The sequence below is a fragment of the Streptomyces sp. NPDC059852 genome (assembly GCF_042731455.1).
Classification (GTDB): domain Bacteria; phylum Actinomycetota; class Actinomycetes; order Streptomycetales; family Streptomycetaceae; genus Streptomyces.
In genome coordinates this window covers 20,163-42,361 of record NZ_JBHWJK010000013.1, presented here as the reverse complement: position 1 = coordinate 42,361, position 22,199 = coordinate 20,163, and the positions used below count along the sequence as shown (strand labels likewise).

Sequence of the window (22,199 nt, the reverse complement as noted above, 5' to 3'; positions counted from 1 at the left end):
GAGACTCGGCAGATGCCTGGAACCCCCACCCCCTCCTCGACCCGAGCCGCGGGTGCCCCCGCGGGGGCCCTCGCGCGGAGGTCCGTGCGCGGCGCGAGTGCGCTGCGCGGCGGCCGCGGTCCGCGCCCGACGCCGTACCAGGCCGTCGGGTTCGTGTTCTGCCTGGTGATGCTGCTGGCGTACTGGGCGGTGCCGCTGTGCTGCGACGCGGGGCAGCACGCGGCGGTCGTGGAGCGGCTGCGGGCGGACCTGTTCCACCCGCGGCACCCGATGGCGGACCTGCCGGGCGCGGGCAGCCCCTACTACTCCCCGTACGCGGTCGCGGAGGCGGTCTTCGCGCTGCTGACCGGGCTGGGCGGCTGGGAGGTGGTGCGGCTGGCCGGGGTGCTGAACCTGCTGGTCCTGCTGACCGGCATCGGCCGGCTGACGCGGGTGCTGACACCGCGGCCGTGGGCGCCGGTGCTGGCGCTGGGCGCCATGACGCTGCTGTGGGGCACGGAGCGGGCCTGGTGGAGCGGCTATCTGAACCTGATGTCGATGACGGGGAACCTGGGATACCCGTCGGCGTTCGCCATCGGGCTCACCTTCTGGGCCTGGGCGCTGACCGGGGCGCGCGCCCGCGGCGGGCGGGCGGTCCGGTACGTCGGGCCGAGCGGTCTGCCGGGCTGGGCCGGGTACGCCGGGCTCGGGGTGCTCTACGGGCTGATCCTGCTGGTCCATCCGATCACGGCGGTGGCGGCGGCCCTGGGCGCGGTGGCGTTCGTCGCCGGCCGGCAGCGACCGTGGGGGGCCGCCGCCGTGGCGCGCTGGGGCCTGACGGCGGCCGTGGCGGTGCTCGTCGCCGGGTCCTGGCCGTACTACGACGTGTTCGCACTGGCCGGGGACGGCAGCGTGGACGCGATGCACCGGCAGCTGTACGAGCACCTGGGCGGGCAGTTCTGGCTGGCGCTGCTCGGCCTGCCCGCGCTGTGGCTGCGCGGGCGCCGCTCGTCCTGGCGGGACCCGCTGGTGCTGCTGTTCGCCCTGGACTGCCTGCTGGTGGCGTACGGCTGGGTCGGCGGCCGCTACACGTACGGCAGGATCCTCGGGCTCACCCTGGTGCCGCTGCAGTTCGCGCTGGCGGTGGAGCTGGCGGCGCCCCGGCCGTGGGGCGCGGCGCGCCGGGCGCTGGGCCTGGCCGCCGCGGCCGGTGCCTGCGCCGGGTTCCTCACCGTGCAGGGCGGGGCGGTGCTGCCGCGCGCCCTGGATCCGCTGGGCCTGGAGCAGCCGTCGCACTGGCCGTCGTACGCCTGGGTGGCGCGGCATGTGGCGAAGGGCGAGGTGGTCGTCTCCGACGGGCACTACGCCCCGCGCTCCCTGCCCGGCTACGGGCTGAACCTCGCCGCGCCGGTGTGGCCCGACCCCGCGCTGGACGAACGGGAGCGGCAGCGCCGGCTCGCCGATGTCCGGGCGTACCTCTCCCCCGGCTCCACCCGCGCCACGCGTACGGCCGTCGCCCGCCGGTACCACGCGCGCTGGCTGCTGCTGACGCGCTGGAAGAAGGTGCCGGAGGAGGCGGTCGTGGTGGCGTGGAGCCGGGAGACGGGGGAGGTCCTGGCGCGGATCGGCTGACGGGCCGGGGACTACTCGATGACGAGGTCGACGTCGATGTTGCCGCGGGTGGCGTTGGAGTAGGGGCAGACCTGGTGGGCCTGCTCGACGAGCTTGCGGCCGGTCGGCTCGTCGAGGGTGTCGGGCAGCTCGACGCGCAGGGTGACCTTGAGGGCGAAGCCCTCGCCCTGCTTGCCGATGCCGACCTCGGCGGTGACGGCGGCCTCGGAGACGTCCACCTTGGCCTGGCGGCCGACGACGCCGAGCGCGCTGCCGAAACAGGCGGCGTATCCGGCGGCGAACAGCTGCTCCGGGTTGGTGCCCTCGCCGTTGCCGCCCAGCTCCACCGGCGGGGCCAGCTTGACGTCGATCCGGCCGTCGTTGGAGACGGCGCGGCCGTCGCGGCCGTGGGTGGCGGTGGCGACTGCGGTGTAGAGCGCGTCCATGGAGAACCATCCCTCTCGTAGGTCGTGACGGACGCCGGGGCGTCCGTGACTGTGCGGTCCGCCCCGTTCCGTCCCGGGGCCGCCGTACGACCACAAGTAGAGCACGCAATTCAATTGCGTGCAACTGAATGGTGCACAGGGGAGCTACCCTGGAGGCATGACGACCACGCCCACGGCCGACTGGCTCCGCCTCGACCAGCAGATCTGCTTCTCCCTGAACGCGGCCTCGCGCGCCTTCGGCGGCGTCTACCGCGTGGTCCTGAAGGATCTGGGCCTCACCTATCCGCAGTACCTGGTGATGCTGGTGCTGTGGGAGCAGGGCGAACTGCCCGTGAAGCGGCTCGGCGAGCAGCTGCGCCTCGACTCCGGCACCCTGTCGCCGCTGCTCAAGCGACTGGAGGCGGCCGGCCTCGTGCGCCGGGAGCGCAGCGCCCGCGACGAGCGCTCGGTGGAGGTGCGACTGACGGAGGAGGGTGACGCCCTGCGCGAGCGGGCGCTCGAGGTGCCGCGCCGGATCTCGGCGGCCACCGGGTTCGACGTGGACGAGATCCGGGAGCTGCGCGAGCGGCTCGACCGGCTCACCTCCGCACTGGACACGGCGGCACGGGACGCATAGCCCACGGCTGCCGGTGGGCAGTATTCGTACTATTAGATGACATTCATGACGGATATGCGGCGTATCTCCGCCCGGATGCCTTTTGTCCGTCCTACGATCCGCGGTGACGCGCACTGAACCGGCCCGCGGTCGCCGTCGTCTTCCGCCACGGGCCGCACCTCCCGCCCCACGGGATCTGCCGCACCATCCCTCCGACCCGGACCGTGGCCCCATGCACCCACCGCCCCCGCCCCTCGCGCCCGACCGGCAGGTCGCCGTGGTCGTCATCGGCTACGACGACGCCGCCCATGTGACGACCGCCGTCGGCTCGGCGCTGGCCCAGGGTCCCGTCGTGCGGGAGGTGATCGCCGTCGACGACTGCTCCACCGACGACAGCGCGGCCCGGCTGGCCGCCCTCGCCGCGGACGAGCCGCGTCTGCGCGTGGTGCGGCGGCGGGTCAACAGCGGCGGCTGCGGCAGCCCCCGCAACACCGGCCTGGAACGGGTGACCGCGCCCTACGTCATGTTCCTGGACAGCGACGACGTCCTCCCGGCGGGCGCCGCCGGGACCCTGTGGGCGGCGGCGGACGGCGCCGGGGCGCAGGTCGCGGGCGGCCTGTGCGTACGGCGGGAGCTGCCCGGGGGGCGCGAGGTGCCCTGGGAGCCGTCCCTGTACGCCGCGCACGCCGTGCTCGAGCACCCCGCGCAGCGCCCCCGGCTGGTCCACGACACCCTCTGCGTGAACAAGCTCTACCGCACCGACTTCCTGCGCGCCCACGGCATCCGCTTCCCCGAGGGCCGCTTCCCCTACGAGGACTTCGTGTTCACCGCCCGCGTCCTCGCCGCCCGCCCGCGGATCGCCGTCGTCCCCGACCGGGTCTACGTCTGGCACGTGCGCCGCGCGACGGGGCGGCCGTCGATCTCCCTGGACCGCGCGGACGTCTCCAACTGGCGGGCCCGTCTCGAGGCGAGCCGGCTCGCCCACGAGATCCTGCTGGGCTCCGGCCAGAAGGAGCTGGCCCGGGCCGCCCGCGCCAAGTTCCTCGACCACGAGCTGCGGATGTACGCCCGCGAACTGGGGCTGCGCGACGCCCGCTACCGGCGCGACTGGTGGGCGCACACCCGCGCGTACCTCACCGACTACGACGCCTCGGACTGGGCGCACAACCCGACCGCACCCGGCCGCCTGATCGGGCGGATCGTGCTGGCCTCGCCCGAGCCGCTCGACCTGCCCCGGCTGCGCGACCTGGCCTCCCGCCCCGCCCGTCTGCTGCCCCCGTACGCGCGGGCCGCCGACGGCACCCCGGTCTGGTCGGCCGGGCTCCCCCAGGTCACCCTGGAGCCGCTGCTGACCCGGCCCGTCCACGTCCTCCCGCTCGCCGTGGACGCGCGATTGCGCCCCGGCACGCGGACCGCCGTCCTGCGGCTGCGCCTGCACGAGCTGTACGGGCGGGTGGCGCGCGCGGGGCCCGAGGCACTGGAGGTGGAGTGGCGGTGCCGGGAGACGGGACGCACGGCGGGGCCGCCCACGCCGGTGCCGCCGGAGCCGGACGGGGAGAGCTGGCGGGCCGAATGCCCGGTGCGCTGGGCCGCGTTCGGCGCCGGCACCTGGGACCTGCGGCTGCGCCTGCGCTTCCGGGAGGGCGCCGAGCGCGAGGTCACCGCGCACGCCGTCACGGGCACCGGCGCGCTGCGCCGCCGCGCGGTGCTGGGCGCCGGGCACACCGTGGTCCTCGTCCAGCCCTACGCCACCCACTCCGGGGCGCTCGCCGTCCGCGTCGCCCCGGGCCTGCGGGGAGTTCTGTCCGTCCTGCGCGGCAGACTCCGCCGCCTGCTTCACTGACAGCGGCACCGACCATGCACGAGCACTGGCCACTGATGAGGGGACGGCCGCACATGACCTGGCTGATCACCGGCGGCGCCGGTTACATCGGAGCACACGTGGTACGGGCGATGAACCGGGCGGGCGAGCGTGCCGTGGTGTACGACGACCTGTCCACCGGCATCGCCGACCGGGTGCCCGACGGCGTCCCGCTGGTCGTCGGCTCCACCCTGGACCGCGACCGGGTCGCCCGCGCCCTCGCCGCCCACCGGATCACCGGCGTGGTCCACCTGGCGGCGAAGAAGCAGGTCGGTGAGTCGGTCGACCGGCCGCTGCTGTACTACCGGGAGAACGTCGAGGGGCTGCGCGTCCTCCTGGAGGCGGTGACGGCCACCTCCCATGTGCGCTCCTTCGTGTTCTCCTCCTCGGCGGCCGTCTACGGCACCCCGGACGTCGACCTGGTGACCGAGGAGACGCCGTGCGCGCCGATCTCCCCGTACGGCGAGACCAAGCTCGCGGGCGAATGGCTGGTACGGGCGACGGGCCGGGCCACGGGCCTGTCCACGGCGTCGCTGCGCTACTTCAACGTGGCGGGCGCCGCCGCACCGGAGCTCGCCGACACCGGTGTCCTCAACGTCGTCCCGATGGTCTTCGAGAAGCTGACGCAGGGCGCGGCGCCGCGCATCTTCGGCGACGACTACCCGACCCCGGACGGCACCTGCGTCCGCGACTACATCCATGTGGCCGACCTCGCCGAGGCCCACGTCGCCGCCGCCCGCGCCCTGCAGTCCTCGCCGGGCCACTCCCTCACCCTCAACATCGGCCGGGGCGAGGGCGTGTCGGTGCGCGAGATGATCGACGTCGTCAACGCTGTCACCGGCTACGACCACCCGCCGACGGTCACCCCGCGCCGCCCCGGAGACCCGGCCCGCGTGGTCGCCTCCGCCGACCGCGCCGCCACCGAGCTGGGCTGGAAGGCGAAGTACGACGTCCGGGACATGATCACGTCGGCCTGGGCCGGCTGGGTGCGCAGTCACCCCGAGGCCGCCCGGGACTGAGCATCCGGGACCGGGCCGCCGGGCGCGGTCAGAGTGCCTTGAGGGCCGCCGAGGTGGCGCGGGACAGGGCGTCGAGGTGGCCCTTGGGCAGCTTCGGGCTGCGGATGACGACCGAGCGCCAGTACAGGGGGCCGGAGATCAGATCGAGGGCCAGCTCCTCGTCGAGGCCGGACCGGACCTCCCCGCGTTGCTCGGCGGCCCGCACGATGGTGCTGGCGACGCTCGCCTGACCGTCGCGCAGCGCCTTCTGCACGGCCTCGGCGATCTCCGGGCTTCGGGCGGCCTCGGCCTGGAGGTCGGGGAGGACCTGCGAGGCCAGCGGGTGCCGCAGGGCCCGCGCGGTCACCTCGTAGAGCAGCCGCAGGTCGCCCTCCAGGGTGCCGGTGTCCGGGACCGGCAGGCCCAGCACCGCGACCGCGGACACCACGTCGAGCACCAGGTGCAGCTTGGAACGCCAGCGCCGGTACACGGCCGTCTTGCCGACGCCCGCGCGGCGCGCGATGCCCTCGATCGACATGCGCGCGTAGCCGACGGCCGCCAGTTCCTCGAAGACGGCCGCCCGGATCGCCTCGGTCACGTCCTCCCGGAGCACGGCCGCCCCGGCGGGGGCCCGGCGGCGCGGCGGCGTCGAGGACTGATCGGCGTCGGTGCTCATGCGGACCAGCATAGGGCGTCACGACGGAACGGTTGCGTTCCGTCGCCCGATCGCCTTACGCTCACGTTGCGACGAAACGGTCCCGTCCCGACGTGACGGAGACGCGACTCGCCCAGTGACTTCCCAGTGAAAGCAGCGGACGTGACCCAAGCCCTGCACACACCGCCCCGGACGGCCGAGGCGCCGCCCGGGACCGACCTCGCGGCCCTGGCCGCCCGGCACGGGCTGTCGGTCAGCGGCGCCCGCCCCACGCTGCCGCAGTACGTCCGCCGGCTGTGGGCGCGGCGGCACTTCATCACGGCGTTCTCCACCGCCAAGCTCACCGCCCAGTACAGCCAGGCGAAGCTGGGCCAGGTCTGGCAGGTGCTGACGCCCCTGCTGAACGCGGCGGTGTACTACCTCATCTTCGGCAAGCTGATGGGCACCAGCCGGGGCGTGCCGGACTTCGTCCCGTTCCTGGTCACCGGCGTGTTCGTCTGGACGTTCACACAGAGCTCGATCATGGCGGGCACCCGCGCGATCTCCGGGAACCTGGGCCTGGTGCGCGCCCTGCACTTCCCCCGGGCCGCGCTGCCGATCTCCTTCTGCCTCCAGCAGCTCCAGCAGCTGCTGTTCTCCATGGCGGCACTGGTCGTGATCCTGCTGTGCTTCGGCATCCCGGTCGCCGCGTCCTGGCTGCTGGCGCTCCCGGCCCTGCTGCTCCAGTTCACCTTCAACGCGGGCGTCTCCCTGGTCGTGGCCCGGATGGGCGCCAGGACACCGGACATCGCCCAGCTGATGCCGTTCGTGCTGCGGACGTGGATGTACGCGTCCGGCGTGATGTTCAGCATCAGCCACATCATGAGCAAGCACACGGACGCGCCCTCCTGGCTGACCGCGGTCCTGCAGGCCAACCCGGCCGCCGTCTACATCGACCTGATGCGCTTCGCCCTGATCGACAGCTTCCAGGGGAGCCAGCTCCCGCCGCACGTCTGGGCGCTCGCGGCCGGCTGGGCCCTGCTCGCCGGCGCCGGCGGTTTCATCTACTTCTGGAAGGCTGAGGAGACGTACGGCCGTGGCTGAGCACACCGAGAAGATCCCCACCGTCGTCGCCGACGGCGTCGACATCGTCTACCGCGTCAACGGCACGGGCGCGGGCCGGGGTTCGGCCACCGCCGCGCTCAACCGCATCCTGCGCCGCGGCAAGGCCGAGAAGGCGGCCGGCGTACGCACGGTGCACGCCGTGCGGAACGTGTCCTTCGTGGCGTACCGGGGTGAGGCCATCGGTCTCATCGGCACCAACGGCTCGGGCAAGTCGACGCTGCTCAAGGCGGTCGCCGGTCTGCTGCCCGTGGAGAACGGCCGGATCTTCACCGACGGCCAGCCCTCCCTCCTCGGTGTGAACGCCGCCCTGATGAACGACCTGACCGGCGAGCGCAACGTCCACCTCGGCGGGCTCGCGATGGGCATGTCCCGCGAGCAGGTCAAGGAGCGCTACCAGGAGATCGTCGACTTCTCCGGCATCAACGAGAAGGGCGACTTCATCACGCTGCCCATGCGGACCTACTCCTCCGGTATGGCCGCCCGGCTGCGGTTCTCGATCGCCGCCGCCAAGGACCACGACGTGCTGCTGATCGACGAGGCGCTGGCCACCGGCGACCGCTCCTTCCAGAAGCGCTCCGAGGCCCGTATCCGCGAACTGCGCAAGCGCGCCGGCACGGTGTTCCTGGTCAGCCACAACAACAAGTCGATCCGCGACACCTGCGAGCGCGTGCTGTGGCTGGAGCGGGGCGAGCTGCGCATGGACGGGCCGACCGACGAGGTCCTGAAGGAGTACGAGGCGTTCACCGGCGACAAGGCGGCCAAGCCGAAGCCGAAGCCCCGGACGGCGGCTCCCGTTCCCTCGTGAGGCGCAGTCCGGGCTCACCCTTTCGTCCTATAAGTGCCACTATGGCCGAGCAGGGTGCCCCACAGCGATGACGAAGGTGAAGGAGTCTTTGCGATGCCCGAGCTCAGCGTCGTCGTCCACGGTCCGAACACGCAGGACCGGCTGACCGGGCTCCTGGACTCCCTCGCCGGCCACCCCCACGGCGATGTCGAGGTGGTCGTCGCCGCGGTCGGCGCCTGGGCCGAGGAGACGGCCCGGCGGCACGCCCCGGACCTGCTGGTGCTGCCGCTGCCGGAGGGGACCGGCGACGCGGCGGCCCGCGCGGCGGGGGCGGCCCGCGCCTCGGGCCGCTGGCTGCACTTCGTGCACGCGTCGGACGGTCTGCCCGCGGGCGGCCCGCGTCTGGTCGCCGAACGCGTCGCGGAGCTGCCGGACGAGGTGGACGTGTTCCTCTTCGACCACGTCCGCTCCACCTGGGAGACCACCGGACTGCCCTCCCCCGACGGCCGCCTGCTCGCCCGCGCGGGCCGCGCGCCCCGCCTCCTGGACGACATCGCCCGCAGCGCGCTGCGCGTCATACCGCTGCTCGGCAACCGCGCGCTGCGCGCCTCCTTCTGGCGGGCGCACGAGGAGCGGCTCACCACCGGCGACGAGGCGTTCGCGGCGTACGCCACCCTGCTGCTCGCCGACCAGGTCGCCGCCTGCGACCAGGTGGCGTACCACCACCACGAACTGCGCCCCGAGAGCCTGCCCCCGGTCGCCCCCGAGGACCGCTACGCCCTCGTCGAGAGGTACACGGCACTCCTGGACCTCGCGCGCGACCGCGCCGACGCGCGCCCCGGAGCGGCCGCCCGGGTGCCGTACGCCGTGCTGTACGACGTCATGGTCCGCACCTGTCTGCGCACCTTCGCCCGCACGTCCCTGCCGGACGCCGTGGCGCGGGAGTTCTTCCGCCGTGCCGCCGACGCGGCCGTCCGGTACCGGCCGCCCGGGTACCGCCGTCCCTCCGGGCCCGAGGGCATGCGCCGCGCCCTGCTGGAGGACGGCGCGTACAGCGGGTACCGGGCGTTCCAGGCCGCCAACCGGGCCCGCCGCACCACGCGCACGGCCGTACGGACCACCCGGCGCCGGATCGCGGGCGCGCTCGGCGACCGGCGGTACCGGGCGGCCCTGTCCCGGCCCGTCGACCCGGGCCTCGCCGTGTTCGCCGCGTACTGGTACCGGGGCGTGGCCTGCAACCCGGCGGCGATCGCGGCCAAGCTGACCGAACTCGCCCCGCAGATCCACCCGGTGTGGGTGGTGACCCCGGAGAACGCGGCCCTCCTGCCCCCGCACACCGACCACGTGCTCCCCGGCACCCCCCGCTACCGGGAGGTGCTGGCGACCGCGAAGTACCTGGTCAACAACGTCAACTTCCCCAACGCCGTCGTGAAGCGCCCGGACGCCGTCCATCTCCAGACCCACCACGGCACCCCGCTCAAGCGCATGGGCGTGGACCAGATGGACTTCCCGGCCGCCGCCAAGGGACTGGACTTCCCGGCCCTGCTGTCCCGGATCGACAAGTGGGACTTCAGCGTCTCCGCGAACAGCCACTCCACCCGGATGTGGGAGCGCGCCTACCCGTCCCGCTTCGTCTCCCTCGACCACGGCTATCCGCGCAACGACGTGTACCACCGCGCCACGGCCGCCGACATCCGGGCGATCCGCGCCCGCCTGGGCATCGCCCCGGAGCGCAGGGCGATCCTCTACGCCCCCACCCACCGCGACTACGAGGCCGGCTGGACCCCCCGCCTCGACCTCGCCACCCTCGCCGACCGACTGGGCGAGGACACCGTCCTGCTGGTGCGCGGCCACTACTTCTACGACGGCACGCCCTCCCCGCTGACCGCCCTGCGCCGCACCGGCCGGATCATCGACGTCTCCTCCTACGACCCGGTCGAGGACCTGGCGCTGGCCGCCGACGCGCTGGTCACGGACTACTCGTCGATCATGTTCGACTACGCCAACCTGGACCGTCCGATCGTCGTGTACGCCGACGACTGGGAGACGTACCGCTCCACCCGCGGGGTCTACTTCGACCTGATGGCCGAGCCGCCGGGCCAGGTGGCCCGCACCCAGGCGGAGCTGACGGAGATCCTCGCCACCGAGGCCTGGCAGGACGAGGGCGCCGCGAAGGCACGGGCCGCGTTCCGCCGCCGCTTCTGCGAGTACGACGACGGGCACGCCGCCGAACGGGTCGTCCGCCGGGTCTTCCTCGGCGAGAGCGAGGACGCCCTGCCGCCGGTCGTCCCGCTGGAGGACCGCACGCCCGCGCCGAGCCCCCGGGAGGCCGTATGACTCCGGACGTCACGGTGACGGTCATCGTCTACAACGACGCCGACCGTCTCCCCCGGGCCGTGGAGTCGGTGCTCCGGCAGACCCACGGCAACATCGAGATCATCATCAGCGACGACCACTCGACCGACGGGACGCCGTTCGTCGCCCGGGAGTTCGCGGCCCGGGACCCCCGCGTCCGGCATCTGCGGCTGCCCGAGAACAGCGGCGGGTGCAGCGCCCCGCGCAACCGCGCCCTGGACGTCGCGACGGCCCCGTACGTGATGTTCCTCGACAGCGACGACGAACTCACCGAGGACGCCGTCGCGCTGCTGCTCGCGGCCCACCGGGAGCGGGAGATCGACTTCGCGATGGGCGCGGTCGTCCGGGTCCGCGAGGACAGCGGCCGCCGCACCCGGTGGATGCCGCACCTGGTCGCCGAGCGGCGCACGGTCCTCGGCATCGAGTCCGAACCCCGCCTGCTCTTCGAGCACCTGTCGACGAGCAAGATGTACGCCCGTGCCTTCCTGGACCGGCACGACCTGCGGTTCCCCGAGGGCATCCACTACGAGGACCAGCTGTTCACCACGCAGGCGTACTGCCTCGCCAAGGAGTTCACGATCATCCCGGAGCCGGTGTACCGCTGGCACATCGCGCCCTTCGCGGCCGCCGACACCGCTTCCATCTCCAACCAGCGCGACCGGCTCGACAACGTCCGCGACCGGGTCGCCGTCCAGCGGCTCATCGACGACTTCCTCACCGAGAGCGGCCACGGCAGCCTGCGCGAGGACAAGGACTACAAGTTCCTCAAGCACGACTTCCGGATGTACGCGGGCGATCTGCCCTATCGCGACGACCCCTGGCTGGCCTCGTTCGCCGACCTCATGACCCCCTACCTCGACACCCTCTCCCCGGCGGCCTACGCCCGGCTGCCCCGGCCGGAGCGCGTGGTGCTCCAGCTGGTGCGCGAGCGCCGCTTCCCCGAGGCCCGGCTGGCCGCGCGCGGCCTCGGCCACGGGGTGGCACCGCGGCAGGTCACCCCGGACGCCGACGGCCACGTCTACTGGGGCGGCACGGTCCCCACGGAGGACCGGGCCCGCCGCGAGCTCGACGTCACCGACCTGGAGCTGGACACACGCCCTTTCCGCGGCGCTCTGTTCCGGCACGAGATCACCGAGCTCACCCGGGGCCCCGGCGCCTCGGTCGACCTCGCCGTGCGCACCTACGACCCGGGGCTGCGCCTGCCCGTCGGGCCGGTCCGGGCGAGCCTCGTCGTCGCCCCGGGCCGGCGCCGCCTCAAGGTGCCCTTCCGGCTCACCCCGGTGCGCCCCGGCGTCTTCGAGGGCCGGGTCCATCTGGACCTGACGTCGGCGCCGATCCCCCGCCACGGCTTCGCGGGCGTCCGCCACCCCCTGCTCCGTGTCGAGCACCAGGGCCTCGCCCACTCGGCCGTCCTGCTGGCCCCCCTGTCCTTCCCCGTCCTGACCACCCGGATCGACCACCACTCCGGGACCGCCCCGCACCGGGTGACGATCGAACCGGAGAACCGCGGGCCGGGGCGCCTGCAGATCCGGTGGCAACCGGTCGGCGTGACGGCCCGGCTGGTGCGCCCGGTGGTGCGGCGCCTCGACCGGCCGAGGGTGCGCAGGGCGGCCCGGCTGGTGCGGACCGTGCTGCGCTAGGTCGTGGCCGAGGGTGCGTGCCGGGCGGCAGGCGGCAGGCGGGACTATGCGGACGCGACCTAGGGGGTGTCCGAGCCGGCCGGGGACGGCAGCACCTCGTACAGCACCTGTCCGTCCGGGCCCGCCGCCACCCTGCGCAGGCCCGCCCCGGCCGGGCTTCCCCGGTCCACCACCCAGCGCACCCCGTACGCCCGCACGATCGCGCGCCGCGCCTCCTGCGGGGTGCCCGGCGCGAAGTACGTGCGCACGGCCGCCGCTCGCCGGTCCTCGTCCGGCAGGAAGAAGTCGGGGTAGCCGGGCGCCACGGTGTACGGCCCGTACGCCGGGATCTGGCGGGCGGGCAGGGTGCGGGCCATGACGACGTCCCCGTACCGCACCCACGGGGTCAGCCAGTGGTACCCGCTCCACGGCTCCCGGTACTTGTCGGCGACCGCCCCCGGCAGCGCGGTGCGCGGCACGACGTAGCCCAGGGTGCCGGCCTGCGTCCACGCGCCGGCCAGCAGCGCAGCCGTCAGGGCCGCCGCCCATGCGGTGCGCCGGCGGCCGGGCCGGGCGCCGGCCACCGCGAGCGCGGCGGCGAGCTGCGCCGGGATCACCACGGCGGGCAGCGCCCGGCCCCAGGAGTAGTGCCCGCTCAGCCAGCCGGCCGCGACGACCAGCACCCCCAGACCGAAGAACAGCACCAGCGGATCGAGCCGGTCCCGCCGCCACCTCGGCACGAGCGCCGCCACCCCGAGCAGCACCAGCCAGTACCGCCCGAGCAGGTCCCGGTACAGGCCCCGGTGCACCGACTCCAGGTCGGCGCCCGCCCCGAACAGGGCGAAGAAGTCGTAGTACGGCCACGCCCACAGGACCACCGCGCCGACCGCGAGGGCACCCGCGAGCCGTGCCGCCATCGCGCGTCCCGGCCGGCCGGCGACCACCGTGGCCAGCGCGCCGAGCGAGGCGACGACTCCGGAGAACTGGTGGCACAGCAGGATCACCGCCCACAGCACCCCGAGCCCGAGCCACACCCCCCAGCCGGCCCCCGCCCGCACGGCCCCGGCCAGCCACGCCCACAGATGGAAGGCCAGCCCCAGCGCGAACACGCTGGGGTACGACACCGTCAGCGCCAGCGAGTTCAGCCCCAGGAAGCCGCTCCACGCGAACAGGGACGTCCCCCACAGGAACACCACGCACAGCAGGGCGAGCGCGGGGGCGGCCCGGTCGGCGGTCAGCGTCCGCACGTACCGCCACACGCCGGTGACCAGCAGCGCCAGGCCCACCAGCGCGCCGATCCGCAGCACCACGAAGACCGACAGCCCGGTCACCCGCGCCACACCGCCCAGGACCAGCATCCACGGCGAGTAGTAGGGGCTGGGCGTGTCCGCGTCGACCAGCGGGTTGCCGGGGTCGGCCAGGCTGTGGCGCAGCCGTTCGACGGTCGCCGCGTGCATGCCGAGGTCACCGGCCCACGGAAGCCGGACGATCACCAGGAGCAGCAGGACGAGGACCAGCGCGACGGCGGCCCCCGCGACGGCCGCCGCCCTCGGCGGCATGGCCCGGATCGTGCTCACACCCGCACTGTAATTCCCGTTTCGCCCCATATGCGGGAGCGCCCCGGACCGGTGGGGTCCGGGGCGCTCTGCCGCGCGTCCGCCTCAGGCGGCCGGGCGGCTCAGGTGTGCGACCGCAGCAGCGTGCGCATGGTGCGCATCGCCACCGAGAGGTTGGCCAGGTCGAACGAGTCCGAGCCGCGGATCTCCTCCAGCGTGGTGCGCGCCCGGCTCAGGATCGCGGTGTTCTTGCGCTCCCATGCCTCGAAGCGCTGCTCGGGCGTCGCGGTGCCGTCGCCGACCGCCAGGACGTCCGAGGTCAGCGCCGCGTGGGCGGCGTACAGGTCCTCGCGGATGGAGGCGCGGGCCATGGACTGCCAGCGGTCGGACCGCGGCAGCTCGATGATCCGGTCCATCAGCTGGCTGATGTGCAGCCGGTCCCCGAGGTCGTAGTAGACCTCGGCGACGTCCATCGGGTCCTTGCCCATCCGGTCGGCCACCGAGACGATGTCGAGCGTCGGGAAGGCCGAGGAGAATCCGGCGACCCGCTGGGCCAGTTCGACGGGCACCCCGGCGTCGGTCAGCTCGTCGTGGATCTGCTGGTACCAGTCCAGATCGGCGCCGCGCAGCAGCTTCGGCAGCTGCGACCACACCTGCTCCACCCGGTCGGAGAAGAAGTCGACCGTGTCGGCGAGGGCGAGCGGCTGCTGCCGGTTGTTCAGCAGCCAGCGCGTGCCGCGCTCGACCAGGCGCCGCGAGTGCAGCCGGATCCGGGTCTGGACGGCGGCCTCGACCTTGTTGTCGAGCGCCTCGACCGCATCCCACACCTCCGCCGAGCGGAAGATCGCGCGGGCCACGGTCTGCGCCCGGACGATCTCCTCCAGGGAGGCCCCGGTCTCCTCGCGCAGCCGGTGCAGATACGTCGTACCGCCCGTGTTGACCGTGTCGTTGACCAGCACGGTCGTGGTGATCTCACGGCGCAGCGGGTGACTGACGAGGTGCTCGGGGAACCGCTCGCGCAGCGCCGTCGGGAAGTAGGAGTGCAGCAGCGTGCTCAGGTACGGGTCGTCCGGCAGCGAGGTGTGCAGCAGCTCCTCGGCGACCGTGATCTTCGTGTACGCCATCAGCACGGCCGTCTCCGGGCCGGTCAGGCCGTGGTCGGAGTTCAGGCGCTCGCGGATCTGCCGGTCCGTGGGCAGGAACTCCAGCGCACGGTCCAGGTGCCCCTCCCTGACCAGGTGCTTCATGAAGCGCTGCTGGGCGTGGAGCATGGCGCTGGACTGGGCGAGGGCGTTGGCGATCGCCGTGTTCTGCGCGTAGTTGTTGCGCAGGACCAGGCGGCCGACCTCGTCGGTCATCTCGGCGAGCAGCTTGTTGCGCTGCTTGACCGTCATGTCGCCGTCGGCGACCAGGCCGTTGAGCAGGATCTTGATGTTCACCTCGTGGTCGGAGGTGTCCACGCCCGCGCTGTTGTCGATGGCGTCGGTGTTGATCCGGCCGCCGCCCCGGGCGAACTCGATCCGGCCGAGCTGGGTCAGGCCCAGGTTGCCGCCCTCGCCGACGACCTTGACGCGCAGGTCGGCGCCGTCGACGCGGATGGCGTCGTTGGCCTTGTCGCCGACGTCGGCGTTCGACTCGGTGCTGGCCTTGACGTAGGTGCCGATGCCGCCGTTCCACAGCAGGTCCACCGGGGCCTGGAGGATGGCCTTCATCAGCTCGGCCGGGGTCATCTTGGAGACCTTGCCCTCGATGCCCAGGGCCTCGCGGATGTGCGCGTTGACGCTGATGGCCTTGGCGCTGCGCGGGAAGACGCCGCCACCGGCCGACAGCAGCGAGGTGTCGTAGTCCTCCCAGCTGGAGCGCGGCAGCTCGAACAGGCGCCGGCGCTCGGCGTAGGAGGTCGCCGCGTCCGGGTTCGGGTCGATGAAGATGTGCCGGTGGTCGAAGGCGGCGACCAGCCGGATATGCTCGCTGAGCAGCATGCCGTTGCCGAACACGTCACCGGACATGTCGCCGATGCCGACGACCGTGAAGTCCTCGCTCTGCGTGTCGACGCCGAGCTCGCGGAAGTGCCGCTTGACGGACTCCCAGGCGCCGCGGGCGGTGATGCCCATGCCCTTGTGGTCGTAGCCGGCCGAACCGCCGGAGGCGAACGCGTCCCCGAGCCAGAAGTTGTAGGACTCGGCGACCTCGTTGGCGATGTCGGAGAACTTCGCGGTGCCCTTGTCGGCGGCGACGACGAGGTACGTGTCGTCCCCGTCGTGCCGGACGACGTCCGCCGGGGGCACGACCTCGCCGGCCACCATGTTGTCGGTGATGTCGAGCAGCGCCGAGATGAACGTCCGGTAGCTGGCGATGCCCTCCGCCATCCAGGCGTCCCGGTCCACGGCCGGGTCGGGCAGCTGCTTGGCGACGAAGCCGCCCTTGGCGCCGACCGGCACGATCACGGTGTTCTTCACCATCTGCGCCTTGACCAGGCCGAGGATCTCCGTGCGGAAGTCCTCACGGCGGTCGGACCAGCGCAGACCGCCGCGCGCGACCTTGCCGAAGCGCAGGTGCACGCCCTCCACCCGCGGCGAGTACACCCAGATCTCGTACGCCGGGCGGGGCGCCGGGAGGTCCGGGATGGCCTGCGGGTCGAACTTCATGGAGACGTAGTCGTGCGGCTCGCCCGCGGCCGCCTCCTGGAAGAAGTTGGTGCGCAGCGTCGCCTTGATGACGGTGAGGAAGGACCGCAGGATCCGGTCCTCGTCCAGGCTCGCCACCTGGTCCAGGGCCGCGTCCAGCTCCTCGAGCAGCGCGTCCACGATCTCGCGGCCCGCGCGCTGGCGGTCCGGCGACAGCCGCGCCTCGAACAGGGAGACGAGGAGGCGGGTGGTGTGGACGTTGTGGCGGAGGGTGTCCTCCATGTAGTCCTGCGAGAAGGTCGACCCGGCCTGCCGCAGGTACTTGGCGTACGCCCGCAGCACCATCGCCTGCCGCCAGGTCAGCCCGGCGCTCAGCACGAGGGCGTTGAAGCCGTCGTTCTCGGCCTTGCCGGTCCAGGTGGCGGCGAACGCCTCGGAGAACCGCTCGCGCGCGTCGTCGCCCGCGTAGTCGGCGGCGGCCGCCTGGCTCGGCATGCGCAGGCCGAAGTCGTAGATCCAGGCGACGCTGCGGTCGGAGCAGCGCAGCTCGTAGGGCCGCTCGTCGACGACCTCGACGCCGAGCCGGCTGAGCACCGGCAGGACGGCGGACAGCGAGACGGCGGAGCCCTTGCGGTAGATCTTGAAGCGGCGCTCCTCGGGGGCGGCGCCGACCGGCTCGTACAGGCTCAGCGAGAAGTCCTTCTCCTCGGTGAGCTGTTCGATGTGGACGAGGTCGGAGACCGCGGAGCGCGGCCCGTGGTCGGCCTTGTACCCCTCGGGGAAGGCGTCGCCGTAGCGGCGCAGCAGTTCGGCGGCGTGCTCCTCGCCGAGTTCCGCGTTCAGCGCGTCGGAGAAGCCGTCGGCCCAGGACCGCGCGGCGTCCACCAGCCGGGCCTCGATGCGCTCCTTGTCGGCGTCCGAGAGCTGCGGCAGCTCGGTGCCCTGCGGGACGCGGACCACGAAGTGCAGCCGGGAGAGGATCGACTCGGTGTTCCAGGCGGTGAAGTCGACGCTGATGCCGCCGAGCTCCTCCTTCAGGATGTCGATGATCCGCAGGCGGACACCGGTGGTGTAGCGGTCGCGAGGCAGGTAGACGAGGGCCGAGTAGTAGCGGCCGTATTCGTCCTGGCGCAGGTACAGCCGCAGCCGGCGGCGCTCCTGGAGGTAGAGGACCGAGGTGGCGATGGTCCGCAGCTCGTCGACCGGGGTCTGGAAGAGCTCGTCGCGCGGGTAGGTCTCCAGGATCTGGAGCAGGTCGCGCCCGTCGTGGCTGTGCGGGGAGAAGCCGGCGCCGCTGAGCACCTCGTCGACCTTGCGGCGGATCACGGGGACGCGGCGCACGGACTCGGTGTAGGCGGCCGAGGAGAACAGGCCCAGGAAACGGCGCTCGCCGACGACCTCGCCGTTCTCGTCGAACTTCTTCACACCGACGTAGTCCAGGTACGACGGCCGGTGGACGGTGGCCCGGCTGTTGGCCTTGGTGAGGATGAGCAGCTTGTGCTCGCGGGCCTTTGCGCGGGCGTCGGCGGGCAGCCGCTCGAAGGACGGGCTGACGGGGTGGGCGTCGCTCTCGGAGTGGTGCGGGTCCGAGCGCAGTATGCCCAGGCCGGTGCCCGGCACGGCGGCCAGCGAGTCGTCCTCGCGCAGCTCGTACTCGCGGTAGCCGAGGAAGGTGAAGTGGTCGTCGGCCAGCCAGCGCAGCAGCTCGCGGGCCTCCTCGATCTCCTGCTCGCGCAGGTCGGAGTGGGGCTCGTGGGGCAGTTCGTCGGCCATGCGCAGGGCCGCGTCCCGCATCTTGCTCCAGTCCTCGACGGCCTCGCGGACGTCGGACAGGACGCGCAGCAGGTCGGCGGTGATCTGCTTGAGGTCGCCGCGGTCCGTCTCCCGGTCGATCTCGACGTGGATCCAGGACTCGATGTGCGTGTCGTGCGGCAGGTCCCCGGCGGGCGCCGCGGGCAGCACCTCGATGAGCTTGCCGGTCAGATCGCGGCGGACGACGACCAGGGGGTGGATGACCAGATGGATCCCCCGCCCCTGCCGGGTCAGCTCGTTGGTGACGGAGTCCACCAGGAACGGCATGTCGTCGGTGACCACCTCGACGACCGAGTGGCTGCAGGTCCAGCCGTTCTCCTCGACCGTCGGCGTGTGGACCCGGACGTTGGCCGTGCCCTGCGGGCGGCTCTCGGCCAGCCGGTAGTGCGAGAAAGCGGCACCGAAGACGTCGACCGGGTCGCGGTCGAGCAGGTCCTCCGGGGCGGTGTGCAGGTAGTAGCGCTGGAGGAACGAGAGCACCGTGTCATGGTCCGGGGTGCCGGAACCGCCCTCGCCCTTGGTCCCGGTCGGTAGGTGCCCCCCGACCGGGCTGTTCTCAGCTACCCGGGCGGCCCGTTCGAGCAGCTCGGCCTTGGCTTCGTCCAGCTTGGTCTGCATTGTCCTCTGGCTCCTGTCGCGCGCCGTTGCGTGACGTTGAAGGAAGTACGGTCTCTTCCCCTCCGGCGTGACGCCGCGACGCGGGGTGTCCGGTCTGCTTCGACGCTATGCCGAGAGGTGAGATGAGCGGGGGTATATGAGCCATTCTTGAGCTGCCCAAGGGGTGTGACGCCGCTCTCCGCGGCACCCGGGCCCGGGGGACCGATCGTGTCCCGGGGGCCCGTACGCCCCCCTCCCGCCCATGAAGACCAGCGAGCGCCGCCCGGTCACGGATGTCCTCCGTGGTCGCCGGGCGCGGGGCAGGGGCATCGTCGCCCCCGCGAGCTATCGCGCTGATCACGCCACCCAGGCTATCGCCCCGCACAGGGGGCCCGTCATGAGCCGTATGTGTACAAAACCGGGGGGTGAACTTTGACGTTCTGCACAGGGGCGAACCGGGCGGGCGGGGCGTAACTGGCGGGGCGGGGCACCCGGGGGCAGCCTGGTGAGCAGACGCGGCGGCACCGGAGCCGCGGGACGGCACCGGAATCCGGCCGTCCGTACGCGCTCCGTGTCCGAAAACAGCGGTCGCCTCCCCGCCGCACGGTCTTGCCACGTCCCGCGCGCGGCGGCACGTTGCCCACAGACCGGCCGGACGGAGCCACCGGCCCGGCAAGGAGAGGAGCCCGGCATGACAGCGAAGATCCTCATCGTCACCGGCGACGCAGCGGAGTCGCTGGAGGTCCTCTACCCCTACCAGCGTCTGCGCGAGGAGGGCTACGAGGTCCACATCGCGGCGCCCACCCGTAAGAAGCTGCGGTTCGTCGTGCACGACTTCGAACCCGGCTTCGACACCTACACCGAGAAACCCGGCTACACCTGGCCAGCCGACCTCGCCTTCTCCGAGGTGGACCCCGGCGCGTACGTGGCCGTCGTGATCCCCGGCGGCCGGGCGCCCGAGTATCTGCGCAACGACCCGGAGCTGCGGAAGATCCTGAAGTCGTTCTTCGACTCGGACAAGCCGGTCGCGCAGATCTGCCACGGCCCCCTGCTCACCGCCGCGGTCGACACCCTGCGCGGCCGCCGTGTCACCGCCTATCCGGCCCTGGAGCTGGACATGCAGGCCGCGGGCGCCACCTTCCAGGACGCCGAGGCGGTCGTCGACGGCACCCTGGTGTCGTCGCGCGCCTGGCCGGACCACTCCGCGTGGATGCGCGAGTTCCTGACGGTGCTGCGGGCGAAGGCGCCGGTGAGCTGAGACCGGCCACCGCTTCGGGGCGGGGCCCGCGCCGGTCCCGCCTCAGGCGGCCAGCCGCTCCGCCTCCGCGACGGCTTCCGCGAGCGTGTCCACGACCGGCACGCCGACCGTCTCCAGGCTCGCCCGGCTGTGCGAGCCGCCGGTGTAGAGCACGGCCCGCGCCCCGACGTGCAGCGCGGCCACCGCGTCGTCGGCGGCGTCCCCGATCACCACCGTGCGCGTCGGGTCCACGCCCGCCAGCGCCTCGATGTGCCGCACCATGTGCTCGGCCTTGCTGCCCCCCGACGGCCCGACCCTGCCGTCGACGCGCAGGAAGTGCCCCTCGATACCGAACCGCCGCACCAGCGGCACCAGCTCGTCGTGCACGTACATGCTGAGGATCGACTGGCTTCGCCCCGCCGACCGCCAGCCCGACAGCAGCTCCGCCACACCCTCGGTCAGCCCGCACGACACCCGGTGCTCCGCGTAGTGCCGGTGGAAGGTCACGTCCATGACCTCCCACTCGGCGTCCGTCGGCAGCCGTCCGAGCAGCCGCTCGTAGAACTTCGGCACCGGTACGCAGTACAGCGCCCGGTACTGCTCCATCGTGATCGGGGCGAGCCCCAGCTCCCCGAAGGCCGCGTTCGTCGCCCCGATGATCGCGTCGTTGTCGTGGAACAGCGTCCCGTTCCAGTCCCAGACGATGTGCGCCCCTGCCTGCATCCCCATGTCGAAAACCGTACCCGGCCGCACCGACAATCAAGAGAGGGCCAGGTCAGTCCGGCTGTCCGACCAGGTTCGGGATCTCCTGGGTGGCGTACCAGAGCAGCTCGTGGTCCTCCGCGCCGTCCACGACGAACTGGGCGTCGTCGTCCCCGCCGTCCGCCGCCTCCAGGGCCGCCGCGGCCGCCGCCACATCCGCCTCGGCGTCGTCGGCGTCCACGTGCACCGCGGCGGCCTTGGCCAGCCGTATGCTCCCGGCGACCCGCACCTCGCCCAGCGCCGACGGGTCCAGCCCGCGGTCCGGGTCGGCGACGGCCGCCTTGTCGGGCACGTCCACGGCGACCACGACCCGGCGGCGCCGCGCGCCGGGGTCCGCCGCGAGCAGCCGCAGCGAGGCCAGGGCGGCCCGGTTCAGCGCGGCGTACTCCAGCTCCTCGATGTCGTCGGAGAGATACCACTCGCGCAACGCCGGGGTGACCGCGTACGCGACGAGCCCGGTCCCCAGATCACCCGTCCTGTGCGCCTCGGCGAGAGCGGGGAGGGTCAGGGGGACGTAGACGCGCATGACTGACCGCTTTCTCGTACTCGCTCATGTGGCTCGACAGCACCTCGCGCGGGCGCTTCCGCGCCGTCCGAGGCGGCCTTCAGGATACGTGGGGGCGTCCCCCTTCGAGTCCCCGTCACCTCTTCCCCAGGCGTCCACCTCCGTCCGCCGACTCACCCGGTGCCGCCCCGCCGGCACGGGCCCGAGCGCCCGCCTCTCACCCTGATAGGTGAACCTTCCGACCGCCCCGACCCGGCCTCCCGCTTCCTTGCCGCCGCCCCGGGCGACCCCGTACAAGATCAGCGAGCACGAAGTTACCGCCCGGTATGCGCCGGGCCCGCCGATCGGGGACTCCATGAACAAGGTCATGACCAGGGCCGCCCAGCACCGCCCCGGCAGCCGCCCGTCGGCCCGCCGTGACACCCGCCGCCCCGCCGGCTCCCCACCTCGCACCCCGAGCGGCGGAACCTCCCGTACGACGTCCCCGGGCGCCCGGCCCCCCGGCTCCCCCGGCGGCACCCCGCCCCGGTCCCGCACCCGCCCCGCGGACAGCCGCCCGGCCACCGCACCGAGCCGGGGAACGGCCGGTGCCGCCGGGCCACTCCCCCACCCCCGGCCCACCGACGTCTTCGCCGACCGCCTGCTCCTCGTCCTGAGCGGCCAGCGCCCCGTGCACTCGATGCTCCGCCACACCGCGGGCCGCGCCTACGACGACCTCGCCCACCTCGCCGAACGCGGCCCGCTGCGTACCCGGGGCACCCGCCCGGTGGTCCGCGACCTCGGCTGGTTCGAGCCCCGCCCGGGCGCCGTCGAGGTCTTCGCGCGCATCGGCGCCGGCGACCAGCTCCGCGCCATGGCCTTCCGCCTGGAACAGGGCCCCGACCTCCGCTGGCGCTGCACAGCGGTCGAACTGGGCGGGCCTCGCGGTCCTCACTCCACGGACGACTGAACGGAGGGCCGGGGCAGCCGCGGCGACGGAGCGCGAGCGACCGGGCGGTACACGCAGCGCAGCCGGGCGGTACGCGCAGCGACAGCCAGGCGCCGCCCGGCGCGTGGTGAGCGCCCGGCATCACACCGGCGCCCCGCGCCCGCCGGC

At 73.2% G+C, this 22,199-nt stretch carries 16 protein-coding genes; 10 read left to right on the top strand and 6 right to left on the bottom strand.

Annotation, left to right across the window (positions count from 1 at the left end):
- Positions 1–12: 12 nt before the first annotated feature.
- Positions 13–1,611, top strand: coding sequence for a hypothetical protein (locus ACFV46_RS18460; RefSeq protein ID WP_385498884.1), 1,599 nt, complete (start codon positions 13–15; stop codon positions 1,609–1,611).
- Positions 1,612–1,622: 11 nt separating this feature from the next.
- On the opposite strand, the gene ACFV46_RS18455 is transcribed toward ACFV46_RS18460, so the two are convergent.
- Complete coding sequence (locus ACFV46_RS18455) at positions 1,623–2,036, bottom strand: organic hydroperoxide resistance protein (protein ID WP_361924353.1); 414 nt, start codon at positions 2,034–2,036, stop codon at positions 1,623–1,625.
- Between the two features lie 157 nt (positions 2,037–2,193).
- Between ACFV46_RS18455 and ACFV46_RS18450 the strand changes: the two genes are divergently transcribed.
- The 3 genes from ACFV46_RS18450 (at position 2,194) to galE (ending at position 5,511) form a co-directional block, all read left to right on the top strand.
- Positions 2,194–2,652: a MarR family transcriptional regulator gene (locus ACFV46_RS18450; RefSeq protein WP_361924351.1), complete on the top strand. Its 459-nt coding sequence runs from the start codon at positions 2,194–2,196 to the stop codon at positions 2,650–2,652.
- Between the two features lie 211 nt (positions 2,653–2,863).
- Positions 2,864–4,474, top strand: coding sequence for a glycosyltransferase family 2 protein (locus ACFV46_RS18445; protein ID WP_385498883.1), 1,611 nt, complete (start codon positions 2,864–2,866; stop codon positions 4,472–4,474).
- A gap of 53 nt (positions 4,475–4,527) precedes the next feature.
- A complete protein-coding gene (galE, locus tag ACFV46_RS18440; protein ID WP_361924347.1) occupies positions 4,528–5,511 on the top strand; it encodes a UDP-glucose 4-epimerase GalE in 984 nt (327 codons plus the stop codon).
- 28 nt (positions 5,512–5,539) lie between these two features.
- Here the strand turns inward: galE and ACFV46_RS18435 are convergent, their stop codons facing one another.
- Complete coding sequence (locus ACFV46_RS18435; protein WP_361924345.1) at positions 5,540–6,178, bottom strand: TetR/AcrR family transcriptional regulator; 639 nt, start codon at positions 6,176–6,178, stop codon at positions 5,540–5,542.
- 129 nt (positions 6,179–6,307) lie between these two features.
- Between ACFV46_RS18435 and ACFV46_RS18430 the strand changes: the two genes are divergently transcribed.
- The 4 genes from ACFV46_RS18430 (at position 6,308) to ACFV46_RS18415 (ending at position 12,028) form a co-directional block, all read left to right on the top strand.
- The gene (locus ACFV46_RS18430; protein ID WP_385498882.1) at positions 6,308–7,228 is read left to right on the top strand and encodes an ABC transporter permease; all 921 of its coding nucleotides are present in this window, start codon (positions 6,308–6,310) and stop codon (positions 7,226–7,228) included.
- The gene (locus ACFV46_RS18425) at positions 7,203–8,054 is read left to right on the top strand and encodes an ABC transporter ATP-binding protein (protein ID WP_385498937.1); all 852 of its coding nucleotides are present in this window, start codon (positions 7,203–7,205) and stop codon (positions 8,052–8,054) included. Before ACFV46_RS18430 ends, ACFV46_RS18425 begins: the two co-directional genes overlap by 26 nt.
- 93 nt (positions 8,055–8,147) lie before the next feature.
- Positions 8,148–10,370, top strand: a complete 2,223-nt coding sequence (locus ACFV46_RS18420) for a CDP-glycerol glycerophosphotransferase family protein (RefSeq protein WP_385498881.1) — start codon at positions 8,148–8,150, stop codon at positions 10,368–10,370.
- Positions 10,367–12,028 carry a glycosyltransferase family 2 protein gene (locus tag ACFV46_RS18415; RefSeq protein ID WP_376729749.1) on the top strand — a complete coding sequence of 554 codons (1,662 nt, stop codon included), beginning with the start codon at positions 10,367–10,369 and terminating at the stop codon, positions 12,026–12,028. Before ACFV46_RS18420 ends, ACFV46_RS18415 begins: the two co-directional genes overlap by 4 nt.
- A 59-nt stretch (positions 12,029–12,087) precedes the next feature.
- On the opposite strand, the gene ACFV46_RS18410 is transcribed toward ACFV46_RS18415, so the two are convergent.
- Positions 12,088–13,566 (bottom strand): hypothetical protein, encoded by a 1,479-nt coding sequence (locus tag ACFV46_RS18410; protein ID WP_385498936.1) that lies wholly within the window; start codon positions 13,564–13,566, stop codon positions 12,088–12,090.
- Between the two features lie 119 nt (positions 13,567–13,685).
- Positions 13,686–18,620 carry an NAD-glutamate dehydrogenase gene (locus ACFV46_RS18405; protein ID WP_361924336.1) on the bottom strand — a complete coding sequence of 1,645 codons (4,935 nt, stop codon included), beginning with the start codon at positions 18,618–18,620 and terminating at the stop codon, positions 13,686–13,688.
- A 670-nt stretch (positions 18,621–19,290) separates the two neighbouring features.
- Between ACFV46_RS18405 and ACFV46_RS18400 the strand changes: the two genes are divergently transcribed.
- Positions 19,291–19,857, top strand: a complete 567-nt coding sequence (locus ACFV46_RS18400) for a DJ-1/PfpI family protein (RefSeq protein ID WP_361924334.1) — start codon at positions 19,291–19,293, stop codon at positions 19,855–19,857.
- A 42-nt stretch (positions 19,858–19,899) separates the two neighbouring features.
- Here the strand turns inward: ACFV46_RS18400 and ACFV46_RS18395 are convergent, their stop codons facing one another.
- Both ACFV46_RS18395 and ACFV46_RS18390 read right to left on the bottom strand, forming a co-directional pair.
- Positions 19,900–20,565 (bottom strand): HAD family hydrolase, encoded by a 666-nt coding sequence (locus tag ACFV46_RS18395; RefSeq protein WP_361924332.1) that lies wholly within the window; start codon positions 20,563–20,565, stop codon positions 19,900–19,902.
- 46 nt (positions 20,566–20,611) lie between these two features.
- Complete coding sequence (locus ACFV46_RS18390) at positions 20,612–21,124, bottom strand: DUF6912 family protein (protein WP_385498880.1); 513 nt, start codon at positions 21,122–21,124, stop codon at positions 20,612–20,614.
- Between the two features lie 334 nt (positions 21,125–21,458).
- On the opposite strand from ACFV46_RS18390, the gene ACFV46_RS18385 reads away from it, so the two are divergent.
- A complete protein-coding gene (locus ACFV46_RS18385; RefSeq protein ID WP_385498879.1) occupies positions 21,459–22,052 on the top strand; it encodes an Rv3235 family protein in 594 nt (197 codons plus the stop codon).
- Positions 22,053–22,199 lie beyond the last annotated feature (147 nt).